The organism is Roseivivax sp. (assembly GCF_054552075.1).
This window is the reverse complement of record NZ_JBTOLZ010000005.1, coordinates 220825-246285: the sequence shown is the minus strand read 5'-3', so window position 1 is coordinate 246285 and position 25461 is coordinate 220825. Positions and strand designations below refer to the sequence as shown.

The window sequence follows — 25461 nt, the reverse complement described above, 5'->3', positions numbered from 1 at the left end:
TCCCATGTCAGATATGGTTCTTTCCTGATGAGGGAACGATGCCGGGTGGATTCCGTTCCCGTTCCCCTTTATCGCGACGCAAATAGCCGCGGAGACCGAGATGCAAGATGACCGTCTGATTGTCGCCCTGGACGTGCCCGACGCGCTGTCCGGCCTGAAGCTCGCCGAGACGCTGGGCGATGCGGTGGGCTTCTACAAGGTGGGCCTGGGCATGCTGACCGGCGGCGGGCTGGCGCTGGCCAACGAGCTGAAGACCGAGCACGGCAAGCGGATCTTCCTCGACATGAAGCTTTTCGACATCGGCCAGACGGTCGAGAACGCGGTGCGGGGCCTGGCGCAGTTCGAGATCGACTTCCTGACCGTGCACGGCGATCCGCATGTGGTGCGCGCCGCGATGGAGGGCGCCTCGGGCACCAAGACCAAGATCCTCGCCGTGACCATCCTGACCTCGCTCGACCGCGGCGACCTCGACGATTGCATGATCCGCGACGGCGCGGTGGCAGACCTGGTCGAGGAACGCGCGGGCCGGGCGCTCGAGGCCGGGGCCGACGGGGTCATCGCCTCGCCGCAGGAGGCCGCGCGGATCCGCGGGCTGGGCGCCGCCCAAGGCCGGCTGATCGTGACCCCGGGGGTGCGCCCCGCCGGGGCCGCGAGCGGCGACCAGAAGCGCATCGCCACGCCGGGCCAGGCGGTGTCGGACGGCGCCGATCACATCGTCGTCGGCCGGCCGATCTGGCAGTCGCCGGACCCCCGCAAGGCCGCCGAGGCGATCCTGCGCGACCTCGGCTGAGGCCCGGTTTCGCGGCCCGCGCGCCCGGCGCAAAATTTTTTTCGACAGGGGCGGAACCCACGGCACGAACCGGTCGTTCGGCCCATGTTCCCCAGGAGGTCTTCCCCTGTCCCTCGACCTCCACCGTGCCGGAGCCGAACCCTTCCCCTCGGCTCCGGCACCCCTTCCCCCAGATGATCAGATCCGCGCCTAGGCGCTGACCGAGCCCCCGCGCCGGGACGCCCCATTGCGGCGCGCCGCGCGCGGGCGCATCATGTGCCAAGCCCCAGTGTGACCTCTGAGACGATGCCCGCCCTCTGCCGCGATTGCCTGACCCAGTTCGACCTGGGCCCCCGCTGCCCGGCCTGCCGGTCGCGCCGCGTCGCGCGCCATGACGAGCTTTGGGATCTCTCCATCGCGCATATGGATTGCGACGCCTTCTATGCCTCGGTCGAGAAACGCGACAATCCCGAGCTCGCCGACAAGCCGGTGATCATCGGCGGCGGCCGGCGCGGCGTCGTCTCGACCGCCTGCTACGTGGCGCGGATCAAGGGCGTGCGTTCGGCCATGCCGATGTTCAAGGCGCTGGAGCTCTGCCCCGACGCGGTGGTGATCAAGCCGCGCATGAGCCTTTACGCCGAGATCAGCCGCGCGGTGCGCGACATGATGGAGGCGTTGACGCCCTCGGTCGAGCCGCTGTCGCTGGACGAGGCCTTCCTGGACCTCACCGGCACCGCCCGGCTGCACGGCGCGCCGCCCGCGGTGATGCTGGCCGGGCTGGTCAAGCGCATGCGCGACGAGCTGGGCATCACCGGATCGATCGGGCTCAGCCACAACAAGTTCCTGGCCAAGGTCGCCTCGGATCTCGACAAGCCCTTCGGCTTCGCGGTGATCGGCAAGGGCGAGACCCAGGAGTTCCTGCGCGACAAGCCGGTGCGGCTGATCTGGGGCGTCGGCGCGGCGACGCAGGAGGCGCTCGACCGGGCGGGCATCCGCAGCTTCGACGACCTTCTGCGCTGGGACGAGCGTGACCTGACGGCGCGCTTCGGCTCGATGGGCGCGCGGCTTTACCACCTGGCGCGCGGCGAGGACGCGCGGCGGATCTCGGCCCGGACGCCGGTGAAGTCGATCTCGAACGAGACCACCTTCCACGAGGACACCGGCGACCCGGATATCCTCGACGGCCACCTCTGGCGCATGGCCGAGAAGGTCGCCGACCGCGCCAAGGCCAAGGACCTCGCGGGCCGGGTCGTGGTGCTGAAGCTGAAGCGGGCCAATTTCGCGCTGATCTCGCGGCGCCACGCGCTGCGCGACGCGACCCAGATCGCCGACCGGATCTACCGCGAGGCCCGGGCGCTGTTTGACCAGGTGGAGGGCAAGGGGCCTTACCGGCTTTTGGGCGTCGGGCTCTCGGATCTGTGCAGCGCTTCGGTGGCGGACCGGACGCCGGACCTTCTGGACCCCGACGCCGCGAAGCGCAGCGCCGCCGAACGCGCGACGGACCGCATCCGCGACCGCTTCGGGCCGGATGCGATCCTCAAGGGGCGGGCGCTGCGCTGAGGCGCGGACCTCAGGCGTCACCCCTCAGGCGAAAAGCCGGTAGTAGAGCCCGTCGGGCAGCAGCATCCCCAGCTTGAAGACCCAGGAGAAGGGGTTCGGGAAGGCGCGCGAGAAACCGTCGGAATTCATATGCTCGAAGACGATGCGGGCGGCCTCCTCGGGGGCCATGATCTGCGGCATCTTGAAGTCGTTCTTCTCGGTCAGCCGGGTGCGGATAAAGCCGGGGCTCGCGAGCTGCACATGCACGTTGGTGCGGTGCAGATCGGCGTGCAGGCATTCGGCCAGCGACATCACCCCCGCCTTGGAGGAGGTATAGGCGAAGGAGCCCGGCAGCCCGCGGTAGCCCGTGAGCGAGCCGACCAGCACCACGTGGCCGTGGTCGCGCTCGATCATCCGCGGCACGACATGGCCCAGGAAGCGCATGGCGCCGAGGTAGTTCACCTCGGCCATCTTCACCGCCTTCTCGCCGTCCCATTCGGTCGCGCCGAAAGGCCAGTAGACCCCGGCGCAGAAGATCACCCCGTCGACATCGCCCACCTTGGCGGCAGCCTCGGCGCAGGAGGCCTCGTCGGTGACATCCATGGGCACGATCTCGACCCGGCTGTCGAGCCGCGTGGCCAGTTCACCCAGCGCCTCGGGGCTCCGGGCCGAGAGGACCAGCTCGGTGCCGACGCGGCTGAGCTGTTCGGCGATGGCCGCCCCCAGCCCCGCGCTCGCGCCCACGATCCAGTATCTCTTGCCGGTCCATTCCATCACGCTGTCTCCTTTGGTCGCATCGTCGCGATCAGCTCCGCGACCTTGATGCCGTATTTCCTGAACTGGCTGCGATTCATGATCGTTCCGTCGGGGGTCAGATACATCCAGTCCACCACGTCGAGCACATGCCCCCCGGCGTCCTCGTCGAGCTTCATCCGGTAGGAAAGCTGCACCGTCGGCCCGGACTGCCAGCCCTGCCCGGTGCCGATCACGTCGTCGGCGGTGGCCGTGATCCCGCCGTCCTCGGCCAGTTCGAGGAACCAGGCGCGGGTCTGCATCTCGCCGCTGTCGTATCGGAAGACCTCGCGCATGACGCCGCTGCGGGCGTCCCAGCTGGTTTCGAAATCCGCCGAGAAGCGCGAGACCACGCGGCCGAGCGGTCCGTAGACCACCCCGTCGCAGGACATCTTTCCGTTGAGGTGCCGGCGCAGGTCGAAGACCGGCGTGTCATCGCGGTAATGTTCGGGGGTCTGTCCGCGGAAACCGAGCTTCCAGCGCACGATCCAGACGACGGCGAGCGCGGCCAGCGCTCCGAGGAAAAAGGACAACACAGTCACGCGCTCAATCTTCCAGATTGGTGGCCCACAACAGCGTGAGCGCGACAAGTTTCAGAAGGCATGGCACCAACGCGTAGAGCAGGCTCAGGGTCCAGAGCGCCGCGTCGGAATTTTCGCTGCCCGAACGGAAGCCGGCGCTTTCCAGCGCAGGCAGGAGCGCCACCGCCGCGAAGGCCAGGGTGAACTTCTGGGCAAAGGACCAGAGCGAGAAGCCTTCGCTGCCCTGCGGGGCGATGCGCTCCATCCGCGCGGCGAAGATCGCCGGCAGAAGCGTCAGGTCGGCCCCGAGGGTGGCGCCCGAGGCCAGGCAGATCAGCGCGAAGGCCCAGAGGTCGTCCTGCCCCAGCGTCAGCGCGAAGGAGAAGGCCAGGATCGCCGCGACCATGGCCGCCATGAGCGCGCGCTTGCCGCCGATCCGCTCGGCCAGCCGCGACCAGAGCGGTGCCGCCGCCGCGGCGGCCAGGAAGAACAGCAGAAGCAAGGGCCCTTCCCAGCCCGCCGCGCCAAGCCGCGCCTCCACGAAGAACAGAAACAGCGTCGAGGTCACCGCCACCGGCGCGGCATTGGCCAGCGCCACGATCAGGAGCCGCCGCGCCACCCGGTCGCCCAAGACCGGGCCGAAGCCCTGCCCGGGCTCGGCGATGCCGCCCTGCCATTCCCGCCGCATCAAGAGCACCGCGATCCCGCAGAAGACCGCGAAGCCCAGGCTGAAGGTGGCGAAATCCGGCAGCTCCAGCGCCGCGAAGGCGGTCGGCAAAACCGCCGCCAGGCAGATCCCGAGAAGCCCGCCGGTCTCGCGCCAGCGGGCGAGCTTCAGATGCCCCTGGTCGCCCAGCGTACCTGCCTTGGCGACACCGCGGGCGTAGAAGGTGATGGTCAGGAAGGAGAAGGCCGAGAAGACCATGGTCAGCGTCAGCGCGAACCAGACCGCCGGGGCGATGGGCGGGGCCACGGCGAAAAGCCCGACCATGCCCGCGCCCATGACCAGCGCCGCCAGCGCCACGGCCAGCCCCCGCGCCCGCCCGAGCCGGGCCGAGAGCCAGCCGAAACCCGGATCCTGAACCAGGTCCAGAAGCCGGAGCGCAAACAGGATGCCGCCCAGCGCGCCGAGGCTCACCGCGTAGCTGTCGGCGTAGAACTTCGGCGCGTGAATGTAGATCGGCAGCCCCGCCGCCGAGAGCGTTCCGGCGAAGACCGCGTAGCCCCAGAGGTTCTGTGGCGCCGCGGCGCTCACCGCGAGACCTCTTCGACGGGCGGCTCGGGCCGCGCCCGGTAGCGCGCGCCCTTCCACCAGAGCTTCAGCGCCTGCCAGTGGATCAGCGCCAGCACCCGGCGCGAGCCGAAGGGCCGGCGCAGGAGCGCGCGCAGCGCCGAGCCGGTGCTCAAGGGCCGCCGCGCGCCGGTCAGCGTGGCGATCACGCCCTCCTCGCCGCCGCCCGCGGAGAAGTCGATCCAGATGCCCAGCCGCTCGGGCCTGATGTCGAAGCGGAAGGTGTAGCCCCCCGAGATCGGCTGGAAGGGCGAGACGTGGAAGATCTTCGTCGCTGCCAGCCGGTCCTCCGGCGCGATCTCCGCCATGTCGGGGCGATGCGCGAGGTAGCTGTGCCGGTCCCCGAAGGTATTGGTCACCTCGGCGATCACCGCGATCAGCCGATCCTCCGCGTCATGGGCGAGCCAGAAGCTCACCGGGTTGAAGACATGGCCCAGGACCCGCGGCTGGGCGAGGAGCAGAAGCCGCCCCTCGGCGCGGATCTGATGCGCCGCCAGCACCTCGCGTGCCCAGGCGGCCCCGCGCCCCTGCCCCGGCGGGCCGCCGTGGTCGCTGTCCCGCAGCGACAGGACATTCGCCCGATTGCGCGAGAAGAGCCGTGGCGCCGTGACCTCGGCCTCGGCGTCCAGGCACAGGTAATCGACGCCATAGCGGAAGGCGTTCTTCACCGCCCCTTTGCGGCCGTGCCAGGTCTGGCCCGCGATATGGTCGACCCGGCTCATGCCGCGGCGCTGGCCTCCGCGCGGCCCATAAGCGCCTCGGCCACCTCCAGCGCCGAGGACAGCCCGTCCTCGTGGAAGCCGTTCTTCATCCAGGCGCCGCAGAACCAGGTGCGGTTCTCGCCGTTCATCGCCGCGACCAGCTGCTGGGCCTCCAGCGCCTCGAGGTCGTAGACCGGGTGCCGCAGCACCGTCTCGTCCCAGATCAGCTCCTCGCGGATGCTGCGGGTCGAATTCAGGGTGACGAAACAGGGATCCTCCTTGGGGATCGGCTGCAGCGAGTTCATCCAGTAGGTCAGGTCGATGGTGTTCATCGCGCGCTGGCTGTCCTCGGTGTAGTTCCAGGAGGACCAGACCTTGCGGCTGCGCGGCATGATGGCCTCGTCGCCATGCAGGACCACGCGGTTGGGCTGGTAGCGGATCGCCCCCAGCGCCGCCTGCTCCTGCACCGAGGCATCCGACAGAAGCGCCAGCGTGTCGTCGGAATGGGTGGCGAAGACCACCTCGTCGTAGCGCTGCCACTCGCCGCCTTCGTGGCGGATCTCCACCCCCTCGGCGTCGCGGCGCACGCCTGCGACCGGCGCGCCCAGGCGGATCTCGGCGCCCTTGGCGCGCAGCGAAGCCTCGAGCCGGCGGACGTATTCCACCGAGCCGCCCGCGACGGTGTACCACTGGTGCTGGCCGGTGGCGCTCAGAAGCGCGTGGTTCTCGAAGAAGTTCACCAGCGCATGGGCCGGGAAATCGAGGATCTTCTCGGTCGGCGTCGACCAGATCGCGCCGGAGAGCGGCAAGAGGTAATAATCCCGGAACCAGGGCCCGGTGCGCAGCGCCTCGAGGAAATCCCCCAGGCTCTGGCTGCGGTCCCGCGAGGAGGCCAGCGCCCGCGCGTTGAAGCGGAAGATGTCGCGCACCATGCGCAGGAAGCGCGGGTTGGCGACATTGCGCGGCTGGGCGAACAGCGCCCCCAGCGAGGCCAGCCCGTATTCCAGCCGTCCGCCCGAAAGTGAGGCCCCGAAGCTCATGTTCGACTTGACCACCGGCACGTCGAGCGCCGCGAAAAGCCGCGCCATCTCCGGGTAGTTGGCGTAGTTGAAGACGATGAAGCCGGTGTCGACGGGCTGGTCGCCGTTCCGCCCCGCGATCTTGGTGCGGGCATGGCCGCCGAGGCGCGGTTCGGCCTCGATCAGCGTCACCTCATGGGCCTCGCAGAGCGCATGAGCCGCCCCCATTCCCGAGATTCCCGCACCGATCACGGCGATGCGCTTGGGCCCGGAAGGGCGAGATTCGAAGGGCATGTCGGAACTTCTCCGCCTGTCAGTCACTTTGTCGGTTACGCGAGACACGGACCGGCGGATGAAAAAGATCCAAATCGCACGGCAGCGTGATCCGGTGGCGCCTGACCACCGTAACCAGACCATGACGGGTTACATGGATCACGACTGCAGCTCTGTCGAGGCATCGGTGGCACCGATCCTCGCGAGTGCCCCGCGCGGCACGCCCACCCCGGCGCGGACGACGGGGCAGGACTGGGTCGCCGAGATGCTGCTGGTGCGGGACGACCGCTGCGAGGGCTCCTTCGCGGCGCTCTTCCAGCATTTCGCCCCGCGCCTGAAGGCCTTTCTCATCCGCTCCGGGCTCACTCCGGCCCATGCCGAGGACGTCGCCCAGGACGTGATGCAATCGGTCTGGCGCAAGGCGCATCTCTTCGACCCCCGGCGCGCCAGCGTCGCGACTTGGATCTACGCCATCGCGCGCAACCGCCGCATCGACCTTCTGCGCCGCCATGCCCGTCCCGAACCCGAGGATCTGCCCTGGGGCCCCGAGGCCGAACCGGACCAGGCCGAGGTCATCGCGCTGAAACAGGACAGCGAGGCTCTGCGCGAGGCGCTGAAGCTCCTGCCCGAGAAACAGCGCGTGCTGATCGAGAAGGCCTATTTCGGCGACCTCACCCATTCCCAGATCGCGCATGAGACCGGCCTGCCGCTCGGCACGATCAAGTCCCGCATCCGCCTGGCGCTCGACCGCTTGCGCCACGCCCTCTCCTGAGGCCACACGATGATCTCGCATCACCTCCCCGACGACCTGCTCATGGCCTATTCCGCCGGCGCCCTGCCGGAGGCCTTCGAGCTCGCGGTCGCGACCCATCTCTCGCTCTGCCCCGACTGCCGCGCCGGCGCGGAAAGCTACGACCACGTCGGCGGCGCGCTCCTGGAAGACGCCGAGGAAGCGCCGCTCTCCCCCGGCGCCCTGCAGGAGACGCTGGCCGCCCTGCGCGCCGGTCCCGCGCGCGACCTGCCCGAGCGCCCCGCGACGGCGCCCGACCCGGTGCTGCCCGCGCCCTTGGCGCGCTACACCGGCGGCGGGCTCGACCGGGTGGCCTGGCGCGCCGCCGGGCGCGGCGTGAAACAGGCGATCCTGCCGATGCAGGACAAGCGCGCCACCGCGCGGCTCCTGTCGATCCCCGCGGGCGCGGCCATGCCCGACCACGGCCACCGCGGCACCGAGATCACGGTGGTGCTGCAGGGCGCCTTCGCCGATGCCGACGGCACCTTCGCGCGCGGCGACGTCGAGGTCGCCAGCGCCGAGCTCGACCACATGCCGGTTGCCGATATCTCCGAGGATTGCATCTGCCTGGCCGTGACCGACGCGCCCCTGCGCTTCAAGGACCTGCTGCCGCGCCTCGCCCAGCCCTTCCTGCGGATCTGAGCGCTTAAAGGGCGGCGCCACGGCTCGCCGCTAAGCCTTGGCGCGCCGCACCCCCAGATTGCGGCCCAGCGACGCGACCGGCCTAAGCGCCTCCGCGTCACCACGCATGGCGCGTGGCGCTATTCGTCGGCTCCGCCGTGTCGCGACACCACGCATGGCGCGTGGCGCCATCCGTCAGCCCCGCCATCACGCCGCACCCGGCGCGCACCCGCGACACCAGACATCGCACGGGACACCACCTAACGGCTCAGCCACACCCGCACAGCCGGCCCGCCCAACGACACGAAGCGCCAAGGCGCGCAAAACGCGCCCACCCAACTCTCAAACACGAAAAACAGCCCCCAGCCCAGGCGCACCCTAAACAAAGCCGCCCCTCTTCCAGGCTTCAGCTTGTCCAAATACCTCGGGGGTGAATGCGGGCCGAAAGGCCCGCAGAGGGGGCAGAGCCCCCTACGGGTCCGGGGGGCCGCAGGCGCCCCGGACCCCACTCACATGGCCAGCCTCAGCTTTTCTTGCGCTTCGGCGGGATCAGGTCGGTGATCGTCCCTTCGAACATCTCGGCCGCGAAGTTCACCGTCTCCGAGAGCGTCGGATGCGGGTGGATCGTATGGCCGAGGTCCACCGCGTCGGCGCCCATCTCGATGGCCAGCGCCACCTCGGAGATCAGGTCGCCGGCGTTGGTGCCGACGATGGCGCCGCCGATGACGCGGTCGTCCTCGGGGTCGAAGATCAGCTTGGTCAGCCCTTCCGAGCGGCCGTTCGACAGCGCCCGGCCCGAGGCCGCCCAGGGGAAGACCCCCTTCTCGATCTTCAGCCCGCGCTCCTTGGCCTGGGCCTCGGTGACGCCGCACCAGGCGACCTCGGGGTCGGTATAGGCCACCGAGGGGATCACCCGGGCGTCGAAGGCGCGCTTCTCGCCCGAGGCCACTTCCGCGGCCACCTTGCCCTCGTGCACCGCCTTGTGGGCCAGCATCGGCTGGCCGACCACATCGCCGATGGCGAAGATATGCGGCACATTGGTGCGCTGGAACTCGTCGACCTCGATGAAGCCGCGGTCGGTCACCGCGACGCCGGCCTTCTCGGCGGCGATCTTGCCGCCGTTGGGGCTGCGGCCGACCGAGACCAGCATCTTGTCGAAGATCTCGGTCTGGGCCTCGCCCTTGGCGTCCTCCCAGGTGACCTTGAGCCCGTTCTTCTGGGCCTTCACCTCGGTGACCTTGGACTTGGTGTGGATGGTCATCCGACCTTCCATGCGCTTCTGCAGCGGCTTGACGATGTCCTTGTCGGCGCCGGGCAGGATCTGGTCCATCATCTCGATCACCGTCACATCGGCACCGAGCGCGTCATAGACCGTGGCCATCTCGAAGCCGATGATGCCGCCGCCGAGGACGCACATCTTCTTCGGGATCGGATCGAGCTCGAGCGCGCCGGTGGAATCGACCACCCGGTCGTCGTCATGCGGCACGAAGGGCAATTCCACCGGCTGCGAGCCGGCGGCGATGATGCATTGGTCGAAGGTCACGACCTGGGTGCCGTCCTTGCCGGCGACCTCGATCGAATTGGCGCCGGTGAAGCTGCCGGTGCCCTCGACCACGGTGACCTTGCGCTGCTTGGCCATGCCCGCGAGCCCGCCGGTCAGCTTGCCGACGACGTCGTTCTTCCAGCCGCGCAGCTTCTCGGCGTCGACCTTGACCTTGCCGAAGGAGAGGCCGTGGTCCGACATCTCCTCGGTCTCGGTGATCACCTTGGAGGCATGCAGCAGCGCCTTCGAGGGAATGCAGCCGACGTTCAGGCAAACCCCGCCGAGCGAGGCGTAGCGCTCGATCAGGATGACCTTCTTGCCGAGGTCTGCGGCCCGGAAGGCGGCGGTGTAGCCGCCCGGGCCGGAGCCCAGGACCACCAGGTCGGCGTGGTGATCGCCCGAGCCCGAGGCCGTGCCGGCCGCCGCCTTGGGCGCCTCGGCAGCGGGGGCCTTGGGGGCCTCGGCGGGCTCGGAGGCACCGCTGTCGGCATCGCCCGCGCCTTCCGCGGCCTCGAGGACCAGGATCACGTCACCCTGCGAGAGGGTATCGCCTTCCTTGACCTTGATCTCGGTGATCTTGCCGGCGCCCGAGGAGGGCACCTCCATGGTCGCCTTGTCGCTCTCCAGCTCGATCAGCGGGTCTTCCTCGGCGACGGTGTCGCCGACGCTGACCAGGACCGAGACCACAGGCACGTCCTTGAAGTCGCCGATATCGGGAACCTTGATTTCCATGATGCTCGGACCTCTTCGTTACAGCATGATCCGGCGCGGATCGGCCAGAAGGTACTTCAGATGCGCGTTGAAGCGCGCGGCGAGCGCGCCGTCGATGGCGCGGTGGTCGTAGCTCAGCGACAGCGGCAGCATGTTGCGCGGCACGAACTGCTCGCCGTCCCAGACCGGCGCCATCTTGGAGCGCGAGAGCCCCAGTATCGCCACCTCGGGCGCGTTCACGATGGGGGTGAAATGCGTCCCCCCGATGCCCCCGAGCGAGGAGATGGTGAAGGTCGCGCCCTGCATCTGGTCGCCCTTCAGCTTGCCCTCGCGGGCCGCGCCGGAGAGATCACCCAGCTCTTTGGAGATCTCCACGATGCCCTTGCGGTCGGCGTCCTTCAGCACCGGCACCACCAGCCCGTTGGGCGTGTCCGCGGCAAAACCGATGTTGTAGAAATGCTTGCGGATCAGCTTGTCGCCGTCGGGGTGGATCGAGGAGTTGAACTCCCAGTGCTTCTTCAGCGCGCCGACGCAGGCCTTGATGATGAAGGACAGGAGCGTGACGCGGTAGCCTTGCTCCTTGGCCTCGGTGTCGAGCTCCTTGCGATACTTGTCGAGCTCGGTGATATCCGCTTCCTCGTTGTTGGTGACATGCGGAATGTTCAGCCAGGAGCGGTGCAGCGCCGGGCCCGAGAGCTTCTTGATCCGGCTCATCTCGACGTCTTCCACGGGGCCGAACTTCGAGAAGTCGACCGCCGGGATCGGCGGGATGCCCATGCCGCCCTGGGCGGCGCCACCGGCGGCGGCGGGCGCGGCCTGGGACTTCAGCGCCTTCTCCACGTCCTCGCGCAGGATGCGGCCCTTGCGGCCGGTGCCGTTCACCGTCGAGAGGTCGATCTCGACCCGGCGGGCGAAGGCCCGCACGGACGGCGAGGCATGGACCCGGCCGAAGCCCTTGTCGGTCACCGGCGCGGGCGCCGCCGCGGCGGGGGCCGAGCTCTGCTGGGGCGCGGCGGCCTTCGGGGCCTCGGGCTCGGCGGCCTGGGCGGGCGCGGATTTCTCCTCGCCGCCGCCGCTGTCGCCCGAACCGCTGTCCGCGGCCTCGACGATCAGGATCACGTCCCCTTGCGAGACGTTGTCGCCTTCCGCGACCTTGATCTCCTTCACGGTGCCCGCGTGGCTCGAGGGCACTTCCATGGTGGCCTTGTCGCTCTCGAGCTCGATCAGGGGGTCTTCCTCGGCGATCGTGTCGCCCACGCTCACCAGAACCGAGATCACCGGCACATCCGAGAAATCGCCGATATCGGGAACTTTCACTTCGGTCGTCATGTCGTCTGTCTCCTCGTGTCCGCGATCAGCTCAGGCGCGGGTTCGGCTTGCCGCCGTCGATGTCGTATTTGTCGAGAGCCTTCTGCAGCTCCTTCTCGCTCACCGCGCCATCGCGGTAGAGTTCGGCCATGGCCGTCGCCGCGATGTGGTTGGCGTCGACCTCGAAGAAGCGGCGCAGGTTCTCGCGGCTGTCGGACCGGCCGAAGCCGTCGGTGCCGAGCACCGTGAAGCGGTTCGGCACGAAGGCCCGGATCTGTTCGGCGAAGTTCTTCATGTAGTCGGTCGCGGCGATGACCGGCCCCTTGGTGCCGTCCAGAAGCTGGGTGACATAGGGCACGCGCTCTTCGCCGAGCGGGTTGAGCCGGTTGTGGCGCACCGCGTCCTGGCCGTCGCGGGCCAGTTCGTTGAAGGAGGTCGCCGACCAGATGTCCGAGCTGACGCCGAAGTCTTCCTTGAGCATCTCGGCCGCCCGGATCGCCTGCATCAGGATCGTGCCCGAGCCCATCAGGTTGACGTGCTTCTTGCCCGGCCGCGCGGTCTTCTGCATCCGGTAGAGGCCCTTGATGATGCCTTCCTCGGCGCCCGTGGGCATTTCGGGGTGGGCGTAGTTCTCGTTCATCAGGGTGATGTAGAAGTAGACGTCCTCCTGGTCGGCATACATGCGCTTGAGGCCGTTCTGCACGATCACCGCCACTTCATAAGAGAAGGTCGGGTCATAGCTGACGCAGTTCGGGATGGTGCCGGCCAGGATGTGGCTGTGGCCGTCCTCGTGCTGGAGCCCCTCGCCGTTCAGGGTGGTCCGCCCGGCGGTGCCGCCCAGAAGGAAGCCCCGCGCGCGGCTGTCACCGGCGGCCCAGGCGAAATCGCCGATCCGCTGGAAGCCGAACATCGAGTAGAAGATGTAGAAGGGGATCATCGGCACGCCATGGGTCGAATAGGCGGTCGCCGCGGCGATCCAGTCGGCCATGGAGCCGGCCTCGTTGATGCCCTCCTGGAGCACCTGGCCGTCCTTGCTCTCCTTGTAATACATCATCTGGTCGGCGTCCTGGGGCGTGTAGTTCTGCCCCAGCGGGTTGTAGATGCCGACCGAGCGGAACAGCCCCTCCATGCCAAAGGTGCGGCTCTCGTCCGGCACGATCGGCACGAGATACTTGCCGATCTCCTTGTCGCGCAGCAGCGTCGTCAGGATCCGCACGAAGGCCATGGTCGAGGAGAACTCGCGGTCACCCGAGGACTGCAGCTCCTTCTTGAACTTGTCGAGCCCCGGCACCTCGAGCTTCGGCGCGTCGGAATTGCGCTTGGGGAACTCACCCCCCAGCTCTTTCCGGCGGTCGGCCAGGTAGCTCTTCTGCGCGTTGTTCAGCGTGACGAAAGGCACCTTCTCCAGGTCCTTGTCGTCGATCGGGATGCGGAAGCGGTCGCGCATCGCCTTGAGCTGGTCGATCTGCATCTTCTTCGACTGGTGGGCGGTGTTCATGCCCTCGCCGGCCGAGCCCATGCCGTAGCCCTTCACCGTCTTGACCAGGATGCAGGTCGGCTGCCCCTCGGTGTGGGTGGCGCGGTGGTAGGCGTTGTAGACCTTCTTGATGTCGTGGCCGCCGCGGCGCAGGGCCCAGATCTCGTCGTCGGTCCAGTCCTTCACCAGCTCCGCGGTCTCGGGGTATTTGCCGAAGAAATGCTCGCGGATGTAGGCGCCGTCCTTCGATTTGAAGGTCTGGTAGTCGCCGTCGATGGTCTCGTCCATGAGCTGGCGCAGCTTGCCCGAGGTGTCGCGCTCGAGAAGTTCGTCCCAGCCGCGGCCCCAGAGCAGCTTGATCACCTGCCAGCCCGCGCCCCGGAAGTTGCCCTCGAGCTCCTGCACGATCTTGGAGTTGCCGCGCACCGGGCCGTCGAGCCGCTGCAGGTTGCAGTTGATCACGAAGATCAGGTTGTCGAGCCCCTCGCGCGCGGCAATGGAGATCGCGCCCAGGCTTTCGGGCTCGTCCATCTCGCCGTCGCCGAGGAAGGCCCAGACCTTGCGGTCGGCGGCGTCGATCAGACCGCGGTTGTGCATGTATTTCATGAACCGCGCCTGGTAGACCGCCATCATCGGCCCGAGGCCCATGGAGACGGTGGGGAACTGCCAGTAGTCCGGCATCAGCCAGGGGTGCGGATAAGACGACAGCCCGCCGCCATCGACCTCGGAGCGGAAGGACTTCAGGTCCTCCTCCGACAACCGGCCTTCCATGAAGGAGCGCGCGTAGATGCCCGGGATCACGTGGCCCTGGAAGAAAACCAGGTCGCCGCCGTGCATCGTCGATTTCGAGCGCCAGAAGTGGTTGAGCCCCACGTCATAGAGCGCCGCCGAAGAGGCGAAGGAGGCGATATGCCCGCCGATGCCGTCCTTTTCCTTGTTGGCGCGGACCACGGTCGCCATGGCGTTCCAGCGGTTGATGGTGCGGATGCGCCATTCCATCTCGCTGTCGCCCGGCAGGTCGATCTCGTCATCGGGCGAGATGGTGTTCTGATAGGGGGTGGTGGCCGAGAAAGGCAGGTTGGCGCCGGCCGCCCGGGCCTGCTGCACCGATTTGTCGAGCAGGAAATGCGCGCGGTTCGGGCCGTCGCGCAGGATCACGTCCTCGATCGCCTCCTGCCATTCCTTCGATTCGACGGGATCGATGTCGTTCGGCGTATCTCTCATGAGCCCTCTTCCCTAAATCGCGGCGCTGCGCGCCAGAATTTGTTTAGCGTTGAACTTAATCGCTCCCCGCGCGGCGTGCCAGACACGGGGCAGAGCCCTGCCCCCGGCACCCAGCCGTTGGGCTAGCGTTAACAGGGTATGCTCCGGGCGCATAGGTGGGTGCTTGAATAACTGCCATGCGGGCGCCGCATGACAATTTGTTCAAGGGTGAACAAAATTTCACTCCCCTGATCGGTGCCAAGGCACGCCTCCCTCGCCGGTCCACCCGCCGCGCATCTGGCGGCGCGATCGGGTGGTCTTCGGTTGCGCGCGGATGCCGAAAGGCCCCGCCGCTCGTCTCAGGGTGAACGACTTAGGTGCCGTAAGGAAAGAGGAAATATCCTGCGTGTCCCGGGGCGGCGGATTGCCCGCAGGCCCGGGGCACGGGGGAGGCCCGCCGGGGGCCTCCCGGGCGCCCGGATCAGTCCTCGCCGAGCTGCGCCAGTTCCCGCGCCGAGAGCGCCCGGGGCTCGACCTCGACCTGGCTCATCTGGGCAAACCGCTCGTTCGGCGGCACGACGCTCAGGCTTTCGAACTTGCGCGCCGAGGGCAGCACCCGTCCTTCGAGCGAGCCGACCGAGCGGTTGTAGGCCTCGACCGAGGAGCGCAGGCTGCGCCCGACCTTGTCGAGATGCTCCGCGAAGGTGCCCAGCCGGTCGTAGATCTCCTTGGCGACGCGCTGCACCTCGGCGGCGTTCTCGGCCATCTTCTCCTGCTGCCAGCCGTAGGCGATGGCCTTGATCAGCGCCATGAGCGTGGTCGGCGTGGCGATCAGCACGCGCTTCTCGAAGCCGAACTCCAGAAGGCCCGGATCGGCCTCGCAGGCCGCCGAGACGAAGGTCTCGCCGGGGATGAACATCACGACGAAATCCGGCGTGCTGTCGAGCTGGTCCTGGTAGGCCTTGGAGGCGAGCCCCTTGATGTGCTCGCGCACCTGCCGGGCGTGGCGCTGGATGTGGGTCTCGCGCGCCTCGGGCGTCTCGGCCTCGAGCGCGTCGAGATAGGCGTCGAGCGGCGTCTTGGCGTCGACGATGATGCTCTTGCCGCCGGGGATGCGCACCTGGGCGTCGGGGCGGCGGCGGCCCTCGTCGGTCTCCATCGAGCTTTCCGACAGGAAGTCGACCTCTTCGGTCATGCCGGCCATCTCGAAGACCTGGCGCAGCTGCATCTCGCCCCAGCGGCCGCGGGTCTTGGGCGCGCGCAGCGCCTGCACCAGCTTGCGGGTCTCGGAGTTCAGCGTGGTCTGGCCCTGGGTGAGCTGTTCGACCTGGGTGCGGATCGCGCCATAGGCCTCGTTCCGGGCCTTCTCGATCTCGCCCATGCGTTCGTCGAATTTCACCAGCCGGTCCTGCAGGGGCTTCACCAGGTTGCCGATCGCCTCCTGCCGGGTGGTCAGCTCCTTCTCGGCGCTTTCCTTGTGCTTCTCGAAGCGCTCGGTGACGAGGTTCAGGAACTTCTGGGAGTTGTTCTCGAGCACATTGCCCGCCAGCGCCGAGAACTTGTCCTCGAGCTGTTTGCGGATGTCGCGCAGCTCGGTCAGCTTTTCCTCGTGGGCGCGGGTCAGGGCATCCATCTCGGCCTCGAGCCGGGCGCTGCGCTCCTGCGCGTCGTAGCGCGAGCGGCGCTCGTCCTGCAGCTCCTGTTCGAGCTGTGGCAGCCGCTCCGCCCGGGTCGTCGCGGCGGAAAGCTCGGCGCCCATCCGGGCCACCTCCTGCCGTTCGGCCTCGAGCGCGCGGCGCGCCCCTTCCAGCGCCTCTCCGCGCCGCGCAAGCCGCAGGCCCAGCACCGGAAGCGCCACCAGCAGCACCGCCAGCACGGCGAGAAGCGGGACCAGGTAGGTCTCGGCCAGGGCAAGAAGATCAAAAGGCACACTCATGTCGCGGGCTTTCCAAAAAAGGGTCGAACCGGTCGAGGGGACGACAGCCGGGCGCGCCTCAGCTCCGCCCGAACAGCTTCTCGATGTCGGCCAGTTTCAATTCGATATACGTGGGCCGTCCGTGGTTGCACTGGCCCGAATGCGGTGTCGCCTCCATCTCGCGCAGGAGGGCGTTCATCTCTTCGCCGCGCATCCGGCGGCCCGAGCGGATCGAGCCGTGGCAGGCGACGCGGCTCAGGATCGCCTCGATCTTCTCCTGCACCAGCCGCGCGCCGCCGCCTTCCGACAATTCGTCCAGCACGTCGCGGATCAGCGCCTCGGCGTTGACCTCGCCCAGAAGCGCCGGCGTCTCGCGCACCGCCACGGCGCTGCCGCCGAAGGGTTCGATGGTCAGCCCGAGGCGCGACAGCTCCTCGGCGGCCTCGAGCAGGAGCGCACAGTCGCCGGCGGAAAGCTCCACCACCTCGGGGATCAAGAGCGCCTGGGCCGCGACGCCGTTCTCGGCCATCTGGCGCTTCAGCCGCTCGTAGACCAGCCGCTCGTGCGCGGCGTGCTGGTCGACGATGACCATACCGGTCTCGGTCTGGGCGATGATGTAATTCTCGTGCACCTGCCCGCGCGCGGCCCCGAGCGGCAGCGCCTCCACGGGTTCGGCCTCGGGCGCGGGGGGCTGCCCCGGCGCGGGCGCATCGGCGGGGTCCTCGAACTGTGTCTCGACCCGGCCCGACCAGGCGTGCTGCATCTCGGCAAAGCCCGGCGCGGGGGCCTGGGCGGCGCGCGCGGAAGCCAGCGCCCGGGGGCCGGGGCGGTCCATCTGGTAGATGCGCGGCGGGCCCGAGGCCTCGGGCCGCATGGCGCCCAGCGCCGCCTCGGCCACGGTGGAAGACGCCCGGTGCCCGGCCTCGGCCAGCGCGTGTTTCAGCCCCGAGACCACCAGCCCGCGCACGGTGCCGGGATCGCGGAAACGCACCTCGCTTTTGGCCGGATGCACGTTCACATCGACCTGCCGCGCGTCGCAGGAGATGAACAGCGCCACCGCCGGATGCCGGTCGCGGCTGAGGAAATCCGCATAGGCCCCGCGCAGCGCGCCCAGGAGCAGCCGGTCCTTCACCGGCCGGGTGTTGACGAAGAAATGCTGCGCCACCGCCGCGCCGCGCGAATAGGTCGGCAACCCCGCGAGGCCGGTCATGCGGATGCCCTCGCGCTCGGCCTCGATGGGGATGGCGTTCTCGGTGAACTCACGCCCCATGATCTGGGTGAGCCGCCCCGAGAGCGCCTCGAAGAGATCGCCCGAAACCGGATCGGCGCGGAAGGTGACCCGCCCCTCGCCGCCGCCCGAGACGTCGCGCAGGGTGAAGCCGATGCCCGGCTCGGCCATGGCCAGGCGGCGCAGGATCTCGCCCACCGCCTGGGCTTCGGCCCGGTTGGTGCGCATGAACTTGAGCCGCGCGGGCGTGGCGTAGAACAGGTCGCGCAGGGTGACGATGGTGCCCCGGCGCAGCGCCGCGGGGCGCACCTGCTCCATCACCCCGCCCGAGACCGCGATCTCGGCGCCCTCGGCCCCTTCGGCGCGGCTCTGGATCGTCAGCCGGCCCACCGCGCCAAGCGAGGGCAGCGCCTCGCCGCGAAAGCCGAAGCTGCGGATGTTCAGAAGGTCCGAGCCGTCGATCTTCGAGGTGGCATGGCGCGACAGCGCCAGCGGCAGGTCCTCGGGCGTCATGCCGACGCCGTCGTCGCTGACCCGGATCAGGGTCTTGCCGCCGTCGGCGATCTCCACCCCGATGCGGCGGGCGCCGGCGTCGATGGCGTTCTCGACCAGCTCCTTGACCGCCGAGGCGGGCCGTTCGACCACCTCGCCCGCCGCGATACGGTTGATCGCCGAATCGTCGAGCTGCCGGATCGTCGGGCGGATATTGGGGCTGTGAGAGGTCATAACGCCATATCTAGCATGGCTGCCTATGATTCTGAAACGGCGATTCCGGGGCATGAGGGCCCGGGCGGCGGCCCTACGCCGGGGCTGGCCGAACCGCCCCCAAAGCGCCCTCAGCCCACCGCGTTCGGCACCTCGCGGCCCGCGAAGAAGGCGTCAAGGTTGTCGAGCACCATGTGCCCCATGGCCTCGCGCGTCTCGGCGGTGGCCGAGCCCATATGCGGCAGCAGCACGACGTTTTCCAGCGCCCGCAGCGCCTCGGGCACATGCGGCTCCTCGGCGTAGACGTCCAGCCCCGCGCCGCGGATCGCGCCCGATTGCAGCGCGCGGATCAGCGCCGGCTCGTCGATCACGTCGCCCCGCGCGGTGTTCACCAGCACGCCCTCGGCGCCCAGCGCCGCCAGCGCCTCGGCGCCGATCATGCCGGTGTTATCGCCGCCCCCGGACATGTGCAGCGAGACCACGTCGGCCTCGGCGCAGACCGCCTCGATCGAGCCGCGCCGCTCGGCCTCGAGGCCCGCCAGCCGCTCGGGCGCGACCTCGGAGCGGTTGTAGTAGATCACCTTCATGCCGAAGCCGTGCTGCGCCCGCCGGGCCGTGGCGATGCCGATCCGGCCCATGCCGAGGATGCCCAGCGTCTTGCCGCTGAGCTTGCTGCCGATGAGCTGCGTGGGCTTCCAGCCGTCCCAGCCACCCGCGCGCACCAGCCGCTCGCCCTCGGCGGTGCGTCGCATCGCCATGAGCATCAGCGTCAGCGCGATGTCGGCGGTGCAATCGGTCAGCACGCCCGGCGTGTTGGTCACCGTGATGCCCGCCGCCCGCGCGGCCGCCACGTCGATGTGGTTGAAGCCCACCCCGAAGTTGCCGATCACCCGGGTCCGGGGATTGCCGGCGAAGAGATCGGCCGAGAGGCTGTCGGTCACCGTCGGGCAGATCGCGTCGTAGCCTTGCAGCGCCTCGGCCAGTTCCGCGGGCGAGAGCACGGCATCCTCGGTGTTCAGCCGCGCGTCGTAGTCGCGCGCCGCCCGCGCCTCGCAGGCCTCGGGCCACTTCCGGGTGATGAGAATTCTGTGCTTCGCCATGCGGCTCTCTCCTGCCTTTTCCCGAGACCTACCGCCCCGGTCCCGGTCGGCACCACCCCTTTCCGCGCCCGCTGCCGCGAAAAGGAAACCCGTGGTCGCTTCCAGACGCATGGGCGCGGCGGAAAACGGATTGTTCGGAGGTGGCGTCTGCGGCACCCAGGTCCCGCAGCGCGAGACAGAAGGCCCGGCGGGCGCTACGAGGGACAGATGGCACATAAATCCGATATCGAGATCGCCCGTGCGGCGACGAAGAAGCCGATCCAGGAGATCGGCGACCGCCTCGGCATTCCCGGCGCGGCGCTTTTGCCCTACGGCCACGACAAGGCCAAGGTCGGGCAGTCCTTCATCGACGGGCTGGCGGACCGGCCCGACGGCAAGCTGATCCTGGTCACCGCGATCAACCCCACGCCCGCGGGCGAGGGCAAGACCACCACCACGGTGGGCCTCGGCGACGGGCTCAACGCCATCGGCAAGAAGGCCGCGATCTGCATCCGCGAGGCGAGCCTCGGGCCGAACTTCGGGATGAAGGGCGGCGCCGCGGGCGGCGGCTATGCCCAGGTCGTCCCGATGGAGGACATGAACCTGCATTTCACCGGTGATTTCCACGCCATCACCAGCGCCCACAACCTGCTGTCGGCGATGATCGACAACCACATCTACTGGGGCAATGCGCTCGAGATCGACCTGCGCCGCGTGGTCTGGAAGCGGGTCATCGACATGAACGACCGGGCGCTGCGCCAGATCACCGCCTCGCTCGGCGGGGTGGCCAACGGCTTCCCGCGCGAGGCCGGCTTCGACATCACCGTGGCCTCCGAGGTCATGGCGATCCTCTGCCTGGCGCGCGACCTCAAGGACCTCGAGGCGCGGCTCGGCGCGATGATCGTGGCCTACCGCCGCGACCGCAGCCCGGTCTACTGCCGCGACATCGGCGCCGAAGGGGCGATGACGGTGCTTCTGAAAGACGCCATGCAGCCGAACCTGGTGCAGACCCTCGAGAACAATCCCGCCTTCGTGCACGGCGGGCCCTTCGCCAATATCGCCCATGGCTGCAACTCGGTGATCGCCACCCAGACCGCGCTGAAGCTGGTCGACTACGTGGTGACCGAGGCCGGCTTCGGCGCCGACCTCGGGGCCGAGAAGTTCATGGACATCAAGTGCCGCAAGGCGGGCCTGCACCCCGACGCCGTGGTGATCGTCGCGACCGTGCGGGCGATGAAGATGAACGGCGGCGTGGCCAAGGCCGATCTCGGCTCCGAGAACGTCCAGGCCGTGAAGGACGGCTGCGCCAACCTCGGGCGGCACATCGAGAACATGAAGAAGTTCGGCGTGCCCGCGGTGGTCGGCATCAACCATTTCGTCACCGACACCGACGCCGAGGTTCAGGCGATCCGCGACTTCTGCGCGACGCTGGGCGTCGAGGCGATCCTCAACACCCACTGGGCCGACGGCGGCAAGGGCATCGAGGAGACCGCCCGCAAGGTGGTCGAGCTTTGCGACAGCGGCGCGGCGAACTACGCGCCGCTTTACGCCGACAGCCTGGGCCTGGCGCAGAAGGTCGAGACCGTCGCCCGCGAGATCTACCGCGCCGACGGCGTGGTGATGGACAGCAAGATCCGCGCCCAGCTCGCCGACTGGGAAGAGCAGGGCTACGGCGACCTGCCGGTCTGCATGGCCAAGACGCAGTATTCCTTCTCGACCGACCCGGGCCTGCGCGGCGCGCCCACCGGCTTCACCATCCCGGTGCGCGAGGTGCGGCTCTCGGCCGGGGCGGGCTTCGTGGTGGTGGTCTGCGGCGAGATCATGACCATGCCCGGCCTGCCCTCGGCCCCCGCGGCGCAGTCGATCCGGCTGAACGAGGCGGGCGAGATCGAGGGCCTCTTCTAGGCCGCCCCCGGGGTCCGCGGCGGGCTGGGCGCGGCTTGCGCTTGCCCGCCCCGGGCCTCATACGCGCGCCAAACGACTTGGAAAGGACGAGGATGACCGCCACACGCATCGACGGAAAGGCCTTCGCCGCGACCATCCGCGACAGGGTCGCCCAGCATGTCACCCGCCTGAAGGAGGATCACGGCATCACGCCGGGGCTCGCCGTGGTGCTGGTCGGCGAGGATCCCGCCAGCCAGGTCTACGTCCGCAACAAGGGCAAGCAGACCCACGAGGCGGGCATGCAGAGCTTCGAACACCGCCTGCCCGACGACACGCCCGAGGCCGACCTCCTGGCGCTGGTCGAGACGCTGAACGGCGATCCGGCGGTGCATGGCATCCTGGTGCAGCTGCCGCTGCCCGGGCACATCGACGCCGAGAAGGTGATCAACACCATCGACCCGGCCAAGGATGTCGACGGCTTCCACATCCTGAACGTCGGGCTCCTGGGCACCGGGCAGAAAAGCATGGTGCCCTGCACGCCGCTGGGCTGCCTGATGATGCTGCGCGAGCATCACGGCTCGCTCTCGGGGCTCGAGGCGGTGGTGATCGGCCGGTCGAACATCGTCGGCAAACCGATGGCGCAGCTCCTCCTGGGTGAAAGCTGCACGGTGACGGTGGCGCATTCGCGCACCAGGGACCTGGCCGAGACGGTGCGCCGCGCCGATATCGTGATCGCCGCGGTGGGCCGCCCCGAGATGGTGCCCGGGGACTGGATCAAGCCCGGCGCCACGGTGATCGACGTGGGCATCAACCGCGTGCCGGCGCCGGAAAAGGGCGAGGGCAAGACCCGGCTCGTGGGCGATTGCGATTTCGAGAGCTGCGCCGAGGTCGCGGGCGCGATCACCCCGGTGCCGGGCGGCGTCGGTCCGATGACCATCGCGTGCCTTCTGGCCAATACCGTGACCGCCTGCTGCCGCGCGCAGGGCATCGCGGAGCCCGAGGGGCTGACGGTCTGAGAGGGTTGCTCTGAGGCTTGGGAGAGTTCGGGCGCGTGGCGATGAGCGGCGCGTCCTGTCCAAGACCCGGCGGCCCGTCGGGCGCTTGGCGGTAAGCGGCACGCCCTGAGGGAGGCCCGTCGGCGTGCCGGGCACGTTGCACCAAGCGGCGGGCTCTCAGGCTGGTCCGGTCTGGTGCCGGCCCTCCACCTTATGCGCAGCTCGGGGCCTACGCGTCAGACCGGCTCTCGACACATCTGCCGCAGGCAGAAACGCCGCCCCTGTCGCAGCGCCACCGCCCTACCCCAGGTCCACCATCATCGTCGCCATGCCGCCGCGCTCGGACAGCCGCTCGAAACCCGCGCCCTCGTAGGCGCGCAGCGCGGGCAGGTTGTCGGTCTCGCATTTCAGCGTCACGGTGAGCGCCTCGAGACTGCGGGCCGCCTCGATCACCAGCCCGGCCATCTCGGCTCCGGCGCCGCCGCGCGCCTCGGGCGCGACGAAGACATAGGTGAGGTGCCGCACCTCCGGCCCGACACCCACGCGCAGGGCGAAGAACCCCACGTCGCGGCCGGCTCTATCGGTCAGGTAGAACGAGGCGTCATCCGGCTCGTTCAGCCATTTCTCCTGCCATTCCAGCGGGTCGAGCGGAAACTTGGCGTTGGGGTTCACCAGCGCCATCTCCTCGGGGCTGGTGATCATCTCGCCCAGAGTCACCACCTCGAAAGGGGCGTTCTTGCGCAGGCTCAGGTCGGGCATGTCGCCTCCTTTCGGGGGCCGGATCGGCGTGCCTTTGCGGCGCGGGCGCACCGGCCGAGGGGTCTTGCGGGCATCCCGCGCCGGGCCTCGAGCCCGGGAACGCGCGGGACGGGGTGGCCTCTACCGCAAGCGGCGCGGTTGCGCCAGCAGAGCGGTGCGGGGCGGGAAGGCAGAGTTTTCTGAGACGGTGACGCGGGTCTGAGCGCAGCGGCACGATCAAGCCGTGTGGCAAGGCTCGTTGGGACGGGCGTGATAACAACGACCGAAGGCCGCCCGCCACGCCCCTCGCCGAACCCCCGCACTCACCCGTCCGGCAGAATCAACACCGCCCGGAAGTCGTTCACATTGGTCAGCGTCGGGCCGGTCACCACCTGGTCGCCCAGCGCCTCGAAGAAGCGATGCGCGTCGTTCCGCGCCAGCGCGGCCTCGGGATCGACGCCTACCGCCCGCGCCCGGGCCAGCGTCTCGGGGCCGGCGTAGGCGCCCGCCACTTCCGCCGCGCCATCGACCCCGTCGGTGTCGCAGGCCAGGACGTGGATGCCCGGCGCCCCGTCCAGCGCCAGCGCCGCGGCCAGGGTGAACTCGGCGTTGGGCCCGCCCACGCCGTCGCCGCGCCGGGTCACGGTGCATTCCCCGCCCGAGAGAAGCAGGATCGGCCGGCCACTGGCCGCAGCTTCGGCGCGCAGCTCCAGCGCCTTGTCCGCCTGTTCCGCCGCCAGCTCCCGCGCCTCGCCTTCGAGCGCGTCGCCCAGCAGCCGCACCTCGAGCCCCTGCGCCTCGGCGGCCTCGGCCGCGGCCTCCAGGGACTGCGAGGGCGCCGCGACGATCCGGGTCTCGGCCCCGGCAAGCCGCGGATCGCCCGGCGCCACCACGCCCGAGCGGCCCGCCAGCACGCGCCGCGCCGCCTCGGGCAGATCGACGCCGTAGCGCGCCAGGATCGCGCGCGCCTCGGCGGCGGTGCTGGTCTCGCCCACCGTCGGCCCCGAGGCGATCTCGGCGGGGTTGTCGCCCGGCACGTCCGAGATCATCAGCGACAGGAGCCGCGCGGGATGGCAGGCGGCGGCGAGCTGGCCACCCTTCACCCGGCTGAGGTGCTTGCGCACCACGTTCATCGCCCCGATCGGCGCGCCCGAGGCCAGAAGCGCGGCGTTGACCGCCTGTTTGTCCTCCAGCGTCATCCCCTCGGCGGGCGCGCAAAGCAGCGCCGAGCCGCCGCCCGAGATCAGCGCGATCACCCGGTCCTCGGGCCCGAGGCCGCCCACCAGCTCCAGCATCCGCCGGGTCGCCGCGACACCCGCGGCGTCGGGCACCGGATGCGCCGCCTCGACGATCTCGATGCCCTCGGTGGGCCGGGCGTAGCCGTAGCGGGTGATCACCAGCCCCTCGCAGGGGCCAAGCGCCGCCTCCACGGCTTCGGCCATGCGCGCGCTGGCCTTGCCGGCGCCGATTACCACGAGACGGCCCGCCCGGCGTTCGGGCAGATGCGCGGGCAGGACCCGCGTCGGATCCGCCACCTCGACCGCGCAGCGGAAAAGGCCGGTCAGAAAGGCGCGCGGATCACCGGGGCCAGCCATAGGCTCAGGACAGCCAGCGGGCGTAGTCGCTGACCAGGAGGTGCAGCGGGTCGCAGTCTTCCTCGATCTCGGCGAAACGGCCGATCTTCTCGCGGAAGATGTTGTCGGTCTCGTCGTCGTTCACGGTCGAGACCTCGCCCACCAGCACGTCGCCGCCCTCGCCCCAGAAGGCATGCCAGTCGCCGGGCATGAGCGTCACGCTCTCGCCCGGGGCCAGGCGCAGCTTCTCGCCGGGGGCGTAGTCCCGCGCGATGCCGTCGCACATCACCCGGCCGCCGCGATCCTCGGCAAAGCCGCCCTGGTCGTCCGAGCCGTAAAGCTCGATCACCAGGGTCTCGCCGCCGCGGTTGATGATGTCCTCGGCCTTGATGGCATGGGTGTGCATCGGGCTGAGCTGGTCCTGCCGCGTGATCAGCAGCTTCTCGGCGTAACACATGCCGCGCCCTGTGGTGAGGTCCGAGAGCCGCCCATTGCGCAGGGTGAAGAGGAAGAGCCCCATCTCGTCGAAGCGGCCCTTGCCGTAGTCGGTGATGTCCCAGCCGCAGCGCGCGTCGATGACATGCCGCGCGTCCTCCGCCCGGTCGCGGAACTGGCCCGGCGTCCAATAGGCGAAGGGCGGCAGGGCAAAGCCGTAATGGCGGATCATCGCATCTGCCGATTGCAGGATGTCGTTGACCTCGGATCGTTTCATGCGGCTCTCCTGCGCGGGGGTGGGGGGGGCGGGGCGCGGCCTCCCGGCGGTCGGGCGGCGTTCCAGCCGCCGC

20 protein-coding genes are annotated in these 25461 nt (G+C 69.4%); 6 read left to right on the top strand and 14 right to left on the bottom strand.

What is annotated here, in order from left to right; all coding sequences use genetic code 11:
• Nucleotides 1-100: 100 nt before the first annotated feature.
• On the top strand, nucleotides 101-790 hold the full coding sequence (pyrF, locus tag ACX938_RS06285; protein ID WP_459430397.1) for an orotidine-5'-phosphate decarboxylase: 690 nt from the start codon (nucleotides 101-103) through the stop codon (nucleotides 788-790).
• A 285-nt stretch (nucleotides 791-1075) separates the two neighbouring features.
• Nucleotides 1076-2329, top strand: coding sequence for a DNA polymerase IV (locus ACX938_RS06280; protein WP_459430396.1), 1254 nt, complete (start codon nucleotides 1076-1078; stop codon nucleotides 2327-2329).
• 24 nt (nucleotides 2330-2353) lie between these two features.
• Here ACX938_RS06280 and ACX938_RS06275 read toward each other — a convergent pair whose 3' ends face one another.
• Genes ACX938_RS06275 through ACX938_RS06255 form a run of 5 tightly spaced genes read right to left on the bottom strand, consistent with a single transcriptional unit; the run spans nucleotide 2354 to nucleotide 6926 of the window.
• Nucleotides 2354-3085, bottom strand: a complete 732-nt coding sequence (locus ACX938_RS06275; RefSeq protein ID WP_459430395.1) for an SDR family NAD(P)-dependent oxidoreductase — start codon at nucleotides 3083-3085, stop codon at nucleotides 2354-2356.
• A complete protein-coding gene (locus ACX938_RS06270; protein ID WP_370635013.1) occupies nucleotides 3082-3642 on the bottom strand; it encodes a DUF3833 family protein in 561 nt (186 codons plus the stop codon). Before ACX938_RS06270 ends, ACX938_RS06275 begins: the two co-directional genes overlap by 4 nt.
• Before the next feature lie 4 nt (nucleotides 3643-3646).
• On the bottom strand, nucleotides 3647-4876 hold the full coding sequence (locus ACX938_RS06265) for an MFS transporter (protein ID WP_459430394.1): 1230 nt from the start codon (nucleotides 4874-4876) through the stop codon (nucleotides 3647-3649).
• Complete coding sequence (locus ACX938_RS06260; RefSeq protein WP_459430393.1) at nucleotides 4873-5634, bottom strand: DUF1365 domain-containing protein; 762 nt, start codon at nucleotides 5632-5634, stop codon at nucleotides 4873-4875. Before ACX938_RS06260 ends, ACX938_RS06265 begins: the two co-directional genes overlap by 4 nt.
• On the bottom strand, nucleotides 5631-6926 hold the full coding sequence (locus tag ACX938_RS06255; protein ID WP_459430392.1) for an NAD(P)/FAD-dependent oxidoreductase: 1296 nt from the start codon (nucleotides 6924-6926) through the stop codon (nucleotides 5631-5633). The genes ACX938_RS06260 and ACX938_RS06255 overlap by 4 nt, the downstream gene beginning before the upstream one ends.
• A 244-nt stretch (nucleotides 6927-7170) precedes the next feature.
• Between ACX938_RS06255 and ACX938_RS06250 the strand changes: the two genes are divergently transcribed.
• Together ACX938_RS06250 and ACX938_RS06245 are read left to right on the top strand one after the other, a co-directional pair.
• A complete protein-coding gene (locus tag ACX938_RS06250) occupies nucleotides 7171-7677 on the top strand; it encodes a sigma-70 family RNA polymerase sigma factor (protein ID WP_232755657.1) in 507 nt (168 codons plus the stop codon).
• A 9-nt stretch (nucleotides 7678-7686) separates the two neighbouring features.
• On the top strand, nucleotides 7687-8337 hold the full coding sequence (locus ACX938_RS06245; protein ID WP_459430391.1) for a ChrR family anti-sigma-E factor: 651 nt from the start codon (nucleotides 7687-7689) through the stop codon (nucleotides 8335-8337).
• A gap of 502 nt (nucleotides 8338-8839) precedes the next feature.
• Here ACX938_RS06245 and lpdA read toward each other — a convergent pair.
• From lpdA to ACX938_RS06215, 6 genes are all read right to left on the bottom strand, one after another.
• Complete coding sequence (gene lpdA, locus ACX938_RS06240) at nucleotides 8840-10591, bottom strand: dihydrolipoyl dehydrogenase (protein ID WP_459430390.1); 1752 nt, start codon at nucleotides 10589-10591, stop codon at nucleotides 8840-8842.
• 18 nt (nucleotides 10592-10609) lie between these two features.
• Complete coding sequence (aceF, locus tag ACX938_RS06235; RefSeq protein ID WP_459430389.1) at nucleotides 10610-11899, bottom strand: dihydrolipoyllysine-residue acetyltransferase; 1290 nt, start codon at nucleotides 11897-11899, stop codon at nucleotides 10610-10612.
• Nucleotides 11900-11924: 25 nt separating this feature from the next.
• Nucleotides 11925-14579, bottom strand: a complete 2655-nt coding sequence (gene aceE, locus ACX938_RS06230) for a pyruvate dehydrogenase (acetyl-transferring), homodimeric type (protein ID WP_232754385.1) — start codon at nucleotides 14577-14579, stop codon at nucleotides 11925-11927.
• A 460-nt stretch (nucleotides 14580-15039) separates the two neighbouring features.
• Entirely contained in the window at nucleotides 15040-16494 is a 1455-nt protein-coding gene (locus ACX938_RS06225) for a DNA recombination protein RmuC (protein WP_459430388.1), read from the bottom strand.
• A gap of 58 nt (nucleotides 16495-16552) precedes the next feature.
• Nucleotides 16553-18427: a DNA mismatch repair endonuclease MutL gene (gene mutL / locus ACX938_RS06220; RefSeq protein WP_459430387.1), complete on the bottom strand. Its 1875-nt coding sequence runs from the start codon at nucleotides 18425-18427 to the stop codon at nucleotides 16553-16555.
• 110 nt (nucleotides 18428-18537) lie between these two features.
• Nucleotides 18538-19506 carry a 2-hydroxyacid dehydrogenase gene (locus ACX938_RS06215; RefSeq protein ID WP_459430386.1) on the bottom strand — a complete coding sequence of 323 codons (969 nt, stop codon included), beginning with the start codon at nucleotides 19504-19506 and terminating at the stop codon, nucleotides 18538-18540.
• A 207-nt stretch (nucleotides 19507-19713) separates the two neighbouring features.
• Here ACX938_RS06215 and ACX938_RS06210 point away from each other — a divergent pair, with 207 nt between their 5' ends.
• Both ACX938_RS06210 and folD read left to right on the top strand, forming a co-directional pair.
• The gene (locus ACX938_RS06210) at nucleotides 19714-21390 is read left to right on the top strand and encodes a formate--tetrahydrofolate ligase (RefSeq protein ID WP_459430385.1); all 1677 of its coding nucleotides are present in this window, start codon (nucleotides 19714-19716) and stop codon (nucleotides 21388-21390) included.
• Nucleotides 21391-21482: 92 nt separating this feature from the next.
• Nucleotides 21483-22385 (top strand): bifunctional methylenetetrahydrofolate dehydrogenase/methenyltetrahydrofolate cyclohydrolase FolD, encoded by a 903-nt coding sequence (gene folD, locus ACX938_RS06205; protein WP_459430384.1) that lies wholly within the window; start codon nucleotides 21483-21485, stop codon nucleotides 22383-22385.
• Nucleotides 22386-22664: 279 nt separating this feature from the next.
• Here the strand turns inward: folD and ACX938_RS06200 are convergent, their stop codons facing one another.
• From ACX938_RS06200 to ACX938_RS06190, 3 genes are all read right to left on the bottom strand, one after another.
• A complete protein-coding gene (locus ACX938_RS06200; protein ID WP_459430383.1) occupies nucleotides 22665-23123 on the bottom strand; it encodes a GNAT family N-acetyltransferase in 459 nt (152 codons plus the stop codon).
• 302 nt (nucleotides 23124-23425) lie between these two features.
• Nucleotides 23426-24697 (bottom strand): glycerate kinase type-2 family protein, encoded by a 1272-nt coding sequence (locus ACX938_RS06195; protein WP_459430382.1) that lies wholly within the window; start codon nucleotides 24695-24697, stop codon nucleotides 23426-23428.
• Nucleotides 24698-24701: 4 nt separating this feature from the next.
• Nucleotides 24702-25388: a D-lyxose/D-mannose family sugar isomerase gene (locus tag ACX938_RS06190; RefSeq protein WP_459430381.1), complete on the bottom strand. Its 687-nt coding sequence runs from the start codon at nucleotides 25386-25388 to the stop codon at nucleotides 24702-24704.
• Nucleotides 25389-25461: the final 73 nt, after the last annotated feature.